The sequence below is a fragment of the Eubacterium segne genome (assembly GCF_014287775.1).
In the GTDB taxonomy this organism is placed as follows: Bacteria; Bacillota; Clostridia; order Lachnospirales; family Lachnospiraceae; genus Eubacterium_G; species Eubacterium_G segne.
In genome coordinates, this window is sequence record NZ_JACOOZ010000006.1 from 232,408 (window position 1) to 241,417 (window position 9,010).

Below are 9,010 nucleotides of genomic sequence, written 5' to 3' on the forward strand. Positions count from 1 at the left end.
TATAAAATGTATACAGAATCATTAGTTAAATTAGGAAAGGTACGTTCAGAAATAAGGGAAATTTTTGAATATGGAAATAAGAGAAAGGCAGAAATAGGGGCTGAAAATGTTTTTGATTTCAGCATAGGGAATCCAAGTGTTCCGGCACCTAAATCAGTAAATGATGCCATAATTGACCTTGTAAACAATTTTGATTCAGTGGCACTTCACGGCTATACATCAGCTCAGGGAGATGCAAAGGTTAGAACTACAATTGCAAATTACATTAATAACAGATTTAATACAGAGATTGCACCGGATAACATTTATATGACCTGTGGTGCAGCATCATCTCTTACCATTGTATTTAATGCAATAATGCAGAAAGATGACGAGTGTATAGTGTTTACACCTTATTTCTCGGAATATGGGGTATTTTTAGAGAGAACAGGTGCAAAGCTTGTGGCTGTTAAATCTGAAGATAAAACATTTCAGGTAGATATGAAAGGATTTGAGGCTGCAATTAATGAGAAAACAAAAGCAGTTGTAATAAATTCTCCTAACAATCCTTCAGGTGTTGTTTATTCAGTAGAAACAATTGAAAAAATGTGCGATTTGTTAAGAAAGAAGGAAAAGGAATATGGACATCCTATTTTTCTTGTAACGGACGAGCCATACAGAGAATTGGTTTATGATGATATAGAGGTTCCATATCTTATTAATTACTATGATGATACTTTTGTATGTTATTCATACAGCAAGGCTTTATCCCTTCCGGGAGAACGTATAGGATACATTGTTGTTTCTCCAAAGATGAAAGATGCAGGAGATGCCTATGCAGCAGTTTGTGGTGCAGGACGTGCCCTTGGGTATGTATGTGCATCAAGTATGTATCAGAGAGTTATTGAAAAGTGTATTGATGATACAGCGGATATTTCAATTTATAAGGTAAACAGGGATTTACTTTACAACAACCTTACGGAAATGGGATATGAATGTGTATATCCTGATGGAGCATTTTATCTTTTTGTAAAGGCAATGGGAGATGATGCCCATGAATTCTGCGAAAAGGCAAAAGAGCATGAACTTTTGTTAGTTCCTGCTGACAGCTTTGGAACACCGGGATATGTAAGAATTTCTTACTGTGTTCAGACAAAACAGATTGAGGATGCATTGCCGGCATTTAAGAAATTAGCAGAAAGCTATCAGAAGTAGGTGAAATAATGAGTGAACAAAATAGTTGCGAATTTTGCAGTAATTATGTTTATGATGAAGAATATGAGGAATATGGGTGTGTGGTAAACATGGATGAAGATGATTTAGCCAGATTACTTCAGTTTAAAAACTCCAGCTGTCCATATTTCTCATATGGTGATGAATATAGAATAGCAAGAAAGCAGTAGGTAATGAAACAGGAAACTTACATAAAGATTTCAGAATTTGTAAGAAAATATCCACATGGAGAAAGTATAGTAAAATATGCCAATAATATTATTACGGGAGTAGTATATATGGCATATTTTGTTATACTTATATTTCTTGCAGTAAACAGGGATGAAAGGGTAATAAGAATAGTTTTAGTAACAGGCATATCTTTTATATTGGTTAGTATTTTCAGGTATGTTGTGGACGCACCAAGACCTTATACTTTGTATGAATTTAAGCCTGTTGTAAAAAAAGAAAAGACGGGGCAGTCAATGCCGAGCCGTCATGTTTTTTCAGCATTTGTTATAGGTATGTCAGCACTTTATATAAGTGTTCATTTGGGAATTCTTATTTTGGCTGACAGTTTTTTAATGTGTTTTATGAGAGTAATAGCAGGAGTACATTTTCCAAAAGATGTAATTGTCGGAGCTATTATTGGAATATTAAGTGGAGTAATTGGATTTTACATTATTTAATTAAGGATTGGAGACTAAAATGGATAATCAGAATAAATATGTAAAAGATATGACAGTAGGAACACCATACAAGTTGCTTTTAGCATTTGCAATACCACTGTTAATAGGTAATGTGTTTCAACAGCTGTACAATATGGTGGATTCCGTAATAGTTGGACGGTTTGTAAGTGCAAATGCCCTTGGAGCCATTGGAACTACAGCATCATTGCAGTTTTTTTTCTTTTCACTTGTAGGTGGTCTTTCCGTGGGAATTGGAATCATTGTTTCCCAGTATTTTGGTGCCAATGATGAAAAAAATGTTAAAGACACCATTGGAAATGCTACCATAATTATAATTGCATGCTCTACCATAATGGCTATTGCGGGATACTTTGCAGCAAGACCTATTCTTATACTTTTACAGACAGATGCAGTTATTTTAGAGGATGCAGTGGCGTATCTTAAAGTTACATCAATTGGTATTATATGTATGGGATTATACAATGGTGTATCAGGTATTTTAAGAGCATTGGGAGACAGCAAGACACCTTTGATCTTTTTGATATTTGCCAGCATTCTTAATGTTATATTAGATCTTATTTTTGTGCTGGTGTTTAACTGGGGAGTAGTGGGAGCAGGTGTTGCCACAGCGTTTTCGCAGTTTATTTCAGCAATAACATGTATAATATATGCTTATAAAAGTAATTCATATTTTAGAATTAAAAGAGAAAATTTCAAAATCAATAATATGATAATTAGAAAAAGCATGAGACTGGGTATTCCGGTAGCATTGCAAAATGCACTTATTGCTTTTTCATTAATTGTTTTACAGGCAATTGTAAACAGCTATGGAGCAGATTTTACCACGGCTTTTACGGTAGTATCAAGAATTGAAACCCTTATCCAACAGCCATTTATGTCTATGGGTGCAGCAGTATCTACATATACGGGACAAAATCTTGGAGCCGGAAAAATTGACAGGGTAAAAAAAGGATTTAACACGGCAACAACCATTACCACAATATTTGCAATTAGCATAATGCTTTTATTCTGGATATTTACACCGCAGATTGTTTCCATATTCGGAAAAGACCCTACGGTTATGAAACAGGCTGTTGACGGACTTAGAATAACAAGCTGTTTTTACATATTTTTGGGAATGATATATACCACCAGAAATGTGTTAAATGGTGCTGGAGATGCAATATTTTCACTGTTTACCGGAATTGTGGAGTGTATAGGACGTGTAGGTTTTGCATATCCTCTTACCCTTATACCTTTCATGGGAAGCTACGGAGTATTCTATGCTACGGGAATAACATGGCTTTTAAACGGACTGTTTAGCCTTATAAGGTATAAAAAAGGCAAATGGAAAAATATTAACATAGTAAAAAATGATATTTAAGGAGCGTTTATGTACGAAACCGCAGAAAATACGGAAAAAATAATTTTAGTTGCCGTGGCAACAGGAAATGAAGATGACGCAATGGAATCTTTAGATGAACTGGAGGAGCTGGTTAATACAGCAGGTGCAGTGGTTGTGGGAAGAGTTATCCAAAATTTAGACCACATTAATAACACTACCTATGTAGGTTCAGGAAAGGTTCAGGAAATAAAGGATTTAATATGGGAAACAGAGGCAGATGCCATAGTATGTGATGATGAATTATCTCCTGCACAATATAAGAATCTTGAAGATGAATTAGATGTTAAGGTAATGGACAGAACTCTTATAATTCTTGATATTTTTGCAGGAAGGGCAAAAAGTGCCGAAGGAAAAATCCAGGTAGAGTTAGCACAGCTTAGGTATCGTTCCACAAGACTTATTGGAATGAGAAATCTTTCAAGACAGGGTGGCGGAATAGGAACAAGAGGCCCGGGAGAAAAGAAATTAGAGGTAGACAGACGTCTTATCAGAAACAGAATATCCCAGCTAAAGGAACAGGTTAGAAATATGGAAAGCCACAGACAGGTTACAAGGGCTAAAAGACAGGACAATCCTGTTCCGGTGGTTGCCATAGTGGGATATACCAACGCCGGAAAGTCTACACTACTTAATACTTTAACAGCGGCAAATGTGCTAGAGGAAGACAAGCTTTTTGCAACTCTTGATCCTACAACGAGAAATTATAAGCTTCCTAACGGTCAGGAGGTTTTACTGACAGATACAGTCGGATTTATAAGAAAATTGCCTCATCACTTAATAGATGCTTTCAGAAGTACCTTAGAAGAGGCAAAGTATTCAGATATAATTATTCATGTGGTGGACTGTTCAAATCCTTCTATGGATAAAAATGTCCATGCAGTTTATGAAACACTAAAAAATCTTGAAGTAAAAGATAAAATAATCATTACGGTATTTAACAAAATAGATAAGGTAGAAGAAAAGCCGGTTTTAAGGGATTTTAATGCTGATTACACAGTTAGTGCTGCAATAAAGAAAAATATCGGACTAAATGAAATAAATGACGCAATAGAGGCAGCTTTGAAATCCATGCGTGTAATGGTGGAAAAGGTATACGATTATTCAGAAGCAGGAAAAATAGGAATAATCAGAAAATACGGTCAGGTACTTAGTGAGGAATATAAAGAAGATGGAATACATCTTAAGGCATATGTACCTTCGCAAATTATGGACAGAATATAGACATATCAGAAACGAAAGGCATAACAATGACTACAAAAGAAGCAATTAAGGAGAAGGACAGGAGGCATTGTAATGAAACATATAGAAAAAATATCTTTAATCGGATTAGGAGCCATGGGAGTATTTTTTGCACCGAGATTATATGAAACTTATGGTGAAAACTTTAGGGTTATTGCCAATGGTGAAAGAAAAGAAAGATTAGAAAATAAAGGTGTCACCGTAAATGGAATAAATTATAAGTTCCCAATAATTACTCCTGATGTAATGGGAGATGAGGCCGATTTAATAATAATTGGCGTTAAGGGATATTCCTTAGAGCAAGCTATCGAGGATATTAGAAATCAGGTAGGGAAAAATACCCTTATTTTGTCACTTTTAAATGGGGTTGACAGTGAGGAACGTCTGATAAAAGAATTTGGAAATGAGCATGTTTTATATTCATTTATGAGAATGTCAGTAGTTATGAAGGATGGCAAGGCTGATTTTGATCCATATTGGGGAAAAATTCACTTTGGTGAGAAAGAAAATCACGAGTATACAGACAGGGTTTTGGCGGTAAAAGAGGTTTTTGATAAGGCTGATATTCCCTACTCCATTGAGAAAGATATGTTAAAGGGAATCTGGTTTAAATATATGTGCAATATTGGAGAAAATATGACCTGTGCCCTTTTAGGTATACCTTTTGGCGCTTTTAGAACTGATGATAATGCAAACTGGATTAGAATAAATGCCATGAGAGAGGTGGCTGCAATTGCCGGGAAAAAAGGAATTGATTTAGGGGAAAAGGAAATAGAGGCACAAAACAAAACTGTAGTTACAATACCTGAAAAGAACAAACCATCAACCCTTCAGGATTTAGAAGCAGGGAAGAAAACGGAAATAGATATGTTTGCAGGTAATGTGGTAAAAATGGGTAAAGAGCTTAATGTGCCTACTCCGATAAATGAAATGTTTTATCATGGAATACGTGTATTGGAAAATAAATAAAAAAGGAATATCAATATGGTGTTTCTAATTCTATACAACACGAAATGCAACACAAATGATTCAAATATGATGAGAAACTTTAAAAAAGGCAAAAAAATAAAGCTGCCAACGGGATTTGAACCCGTGGCCTCCGCCTTACCAAGGCGACGCTCTACCTCCTGAGCCATGGCAGCCTGTCATACGACTTAAAAATAATAACATATTCTAATGAATTTTACAATAACATATTTTAGTAATGTCATAATTGCATAATTCGTTGAATGTATGAAATTTTATTAATAAAATATTTTCACTAAATATTGAAACGTAAAAATATATGTGTTATGATTATACGAGCATTAAATCTGAGAAAAGAGGATGTACATATGAATAAAAAGGTATTATCGGTTTTAGTAGATAACACATCAGGTGTTCTTAACAGAATTGCCGGTTTGTTTAGCAGAAGAGGATATAACATTGACAGTTTAACAGTTGGAGAGACTGAAAATCCTAAATATTCCAGAATGACTATTGTAGTAACAGGTGATGATGCTATATTAGAACAGATTGTTAAGCAGATTACAAAGTTAGAGGATGTCAGAAGAGTTGATGTTTTAGAACTTAATAATTCAGTTACAAGGGAACTTATTCTTGTAAAGATAAAGACTACTCCTGCACAGAGACAGCAGATTATATCCGTGACTGAAATTTTCAGGGCTAATATTGTTGATGTGGCAAAGGACAGTGTTATGATTGAGATTACAGGAAGCCAGTCAAAGCTTTCTGCATTTTTAAGTCTTCTTGAAGATTATGAGATTTTAGAATTAGTAAGAACAGGTATCACAGGTCTTGCAAGAGGAATTAAATAGTGTAGTTTATATATAGAGAATTAATATTTACATTACATTCTTTATAAAATAATAAATATTTTACAAATGGAGGCGACAATTATGTCAGAAGCAAAAATCTATTATCAGGAGGATTGCAATCTTTCATTATTAGATGGTAAGACAATTGCAATTATCGGCTATGGTAGCCAGGGACACGCACATGCTTTAAACTTAAAGGAATCAGGATGCAATGTCATTATTGGTTTATATGAAGGAAGTAAGTCATGGGCTAAGGCTGAGAAGCAGGGATTTGAAGTATTTACAGCAGCAGAAGCAGCTAAGAAGGCTGACATTATTATGATTCTTATTAATGATGAACTTCAGGCTGATATGTATAAGAAGGATATTGAGCCAAACCTTGAAGCTGGAAATATGCTTATGTTTGCTCATGGTTTCAACATTCATTACGGATGTATTAATCCTCCAAAGGATGTAGATGTAACTATGATCGCTCCTAAGGCACCGGGACATACAGTTCGTTCAGAATATCAGGCAGGCAAGGGTACTCCTTGTTTAGTAGCTGTTGAACAGGATGCTACAGGTAAGGCTTTAGATTTAGCACTTGCATATGCTTTAGGAATTGGCGGAGCAAGAGCAGGTGTTCTTGAAACAACATTCAGAACAGAAACAGAAACAGACTTATTCGGTGAGCAGGCAGTACTTTGTGGTGGTGTTTGTGCATTAATGCAGGCTGGTTTTGAAACATTATGTGAAGCAGGATATGATCCAAGAAATGCATACTTTGAATGTATTCATGAAATGAAGTTAATCGTTGACTTAATTTATCAGTCAGGATTTGCAGGAATGAGATATTCAATTTCAAACACAGCTGAATATGGTGATTATATAACAGGACCTAAGATTGTAACAGAAGATACAAAGAAGGCTATGAAGCAGATTCTTTCAGATATTCAGGACGGTTCATTTGCTAAGGAATTCTTACTTGATATGTCACCTGCAGGACGTCAGGTACACTTCAAGATGATGAGAAAGAAAGCATCAGAACATCCATCAGAAAAAGTCGGAGAACAGATCAGAAAGCTTTACAGCTGGAACAACGAAAACGACAAATTAATCAACAACTAATCCGTTAGCAATTTTTAAGCGAAGGATTATAAACCCAAAAGAACACACAGCCTTGTGCTTGCACAAGAGGCTGTGTGTTCTTTTGGGTTTATAGGCGTGCATTTAAGGAATGCACGCCGCTTATTGATTTTCGTTTTAAAAATATCTAATTAATGAAAAAAATAAACACGAAAATCAATAAGAAATCCGTCGCTAAAAGCATCACTTGCGCAAAAAAAAGGTACGCTTGCGCAAGATCTATTGAAATATTAAAATCCCAATAATAAAATGTGAGTGAAAGTCTTGTACGAATTATATTTGGTTTGGTGGGGGCAAGTAGACAATGAAGAACAAATAAAAAGGGGGATCAGAGGTTAGGATTATAGCACTTATAATCAATCATAAATATTACTTGTAAGAACCCCCATTTTTAAAAATGGAACTTAGGGAGAAATTGAAGTAGTGAACAAAGGAAATGGAGGAAAAGTTATGAGAAGGAACATTTATGGTAAAATGATTTCGGTAGTAATGGCAATGGCATTGTGTGTAACAAGTATTAATGTTTCAGCAGTGCAATCAGAGTCGGAAATCACAAAGGAAAATGCTTTAATGTCAGATAAACAGGAAATAATTGAAAATAATGACAAGAGCATTGATGATGAAGGTAGAGAAAAGCCTGTTGTAATTAAGGAAATAAAGAGTATGAGAGATGAAAATTCAAATACGTACCTTATGAGCAACGGAATGAAAAAAACAGTATATTATTCAGACAACATACGCTTTGAAGAGGATGGAAAATTAAGAAATTATAATTCAGAGTTGGTTTCCGCTGAATCACAGGATAAGAAAATCATATCTTTGGCAAAAAATATTTCCGTAAAAAATTCAAAAAAATACAAGTATGTAAATAAGTCCGGAGATACAAAACAATATTTGCCGGAAACAATCGGGGAGGAAAGCCCGGTTCTTCTTACACAGGATGACTACAGAATATCATTTGTACCGTTGGATGCCGGGGAGAATTCGGATGATTATGTAGAAACTAAAACCGATAAGGTATCATTAGAAACTGAAAAAATTGAGGATGCTGTAACTGGAAAGAAGGAAGAAAAAAGCATAAAGGCAGTATATGAAAACACCGGGAATGATACAAAAATAGCATATCATTCGTTAGAGCATGGAATAAAAGAAGACATTATACTTAATGAAATTCCTGATAATAATGAATTTTTATATAAAATATGTACTGAAAATCTTGAGGTACGTCTTGATGCAGTAGGTGGTGGGATTTCATTTATTGACAAGGAAAAAGACAGTATTGTTGCGGGAATTCCGGCACCATCAATGAATGATAGTACGGGAAAAGCATACAGTGAAGATGTACATTATGAATTAGAGAAGTCCGTTTCTGAAACAAAGGGAATAAATGCATATATATTAAAAATAGTTGTAGATAATGACTACTTGACTTCAACTGACAGAAAGTATCCTGTTACAATTGATCCGTCAGTCACATGGGAAGGAACCGGTGAATTAGGTGAGGCTTATATTTTAAAGGCAAATCCTGATGTTAATTATTATGC

General features: G+C 35.0%; 9 protein-coding genes and 1 tRNA gene. 9 read left to right on the forward strand and 1 reads right to left on the reverse strand.

All coding sequences use genetic code 11. The features are described from left to right. Nucleotides 1–6 precede the first annotated feature (6 nt). The 6 genes from H8S00_RS09940 (at nt 7) to H8S00_RS09965 (ending at nt 5,493) form a co-directional block, all read left to right on the forward strand. The gene (locus H8S00_RS09940; protein ID WP_186840494.1) at nt 7–1,194 is read left to right on the forward strand and encodes a pyridoxal phosphate-dependent aminotransferase; all 1,188 of its coding nucleotides are present in this window, start codon (nt 7–9) and stop codon (nt 1,192–1,194) included. A gap of 8 nt (nt 1,195–1,202) precedes the next feature. Then, a complete protein-coding gene (locus H8S00_RS09945; protein ID WP_021953909.1) occupies nt 1,203–1,382 on the forward strand; it encodes a DUF6472 family protein in 180 nt (59 codons plus the stop codon). 3 nt (nt 1,383–1,385) lie between these two features. After that, entirely contained in the window at nt 1,386–1,880 is a 495-nt protein-coding gene (locus tag H8S00_RS09950; RefSeq protein ID WP_118590040.1) for a phosphatase PAP2 family protein, read from the forward strand. Between the two features lie 19 nt (nt 1,881–1,899). Beyond that, nucleotides 1,900–3,264 carry an MATE family efflux transporter gene (locus H8S00_RS09955; protein WP_243053112.1) on the forward strand — a complete coding sequence of 455 codons (1,365 nt, stop codon included), beginning with the start codon at nt 1,900–1,902 and terminating at the stop codon, nt 3,262–3,264. A 9-nt stretch (nt 3,265–3,273) separates the two neighbouring features. Then, nucleotides 3,274–4,506 carry a GTPase HflX gene (hflX, locus tag H8S00_RS09960; protein ID WP_118590038.1) on the forward strand — a complete coding sequence of 411 codons (1,233 nt, stop codon included), beginning with the start codon at nt 3,274–3,276 and terminating at the stop codon, nt 4,504–4,506. A gap of 72 nt (nt 4,507–4,578) precedes the next feature. Beyond that, nucleotides 4,579–5,493 (forward strand): ketopantoate reductase family protein, encoded by a 915-nt coding sequence (locus tag H8S00_RS09965; RefSeq protein ID WP_118590036.1) that lies wholly within the window; start codon nt 4,579–4,581, stop codon nt 5,491–5,493. A 100-nt stretch (nt 5,494–5,593) separates the two neighbouring features. On the opposite strand, the gene H8S00_RS09970 is transcribed toward H8S00_RS09965, so the two are convergent. Beyond that, nucleotides 5,594–5,666, reverse strand: a tRNA-Thr gene (locus tag H8S00_RS09970). Nucleotides 5,667–5,858: 192 nt separating this feature from the next. Between H8S00_RS09970 and ilvN the strand changes: the two genes are divergently transcribed. From ilvN to H8S00_RS09985, 3 genes are all read left to right on the forward strand, one after another. Next, a complete protein-coding gene (gene ilvN / locus H8S00_RS09975; protein ID WP_021953914.1) occupies nt 5,859–6,341 on the forward strand; it encodes an acetolactate synthase small subunit in 483 nt (160 codons plus the stop codon). Nucleotides 6,342–6,407: 66 nt separating this feature from the next. Further along, nucleotides 6,408–7,448, forward strand: coding sequence for a ketol-acid reductoisomerase (gene ilvC / locus H8S00_RS09980; protein ID WP_118590034.1), 1,041 nt, complete (start codon nt 6,408–6,410; stop codon nt 7,446–7,448). A gap of 468 nt (nt 7,449–7,916) precedes the next feature. Then, on the forward strand, nt 7,917–9,010 hold a 1,094-nt coding region (locus H8S00_RS09985; RefSeq protein ID WP_186840495.1), incomplete at its 3' end, for a hypothetical protein.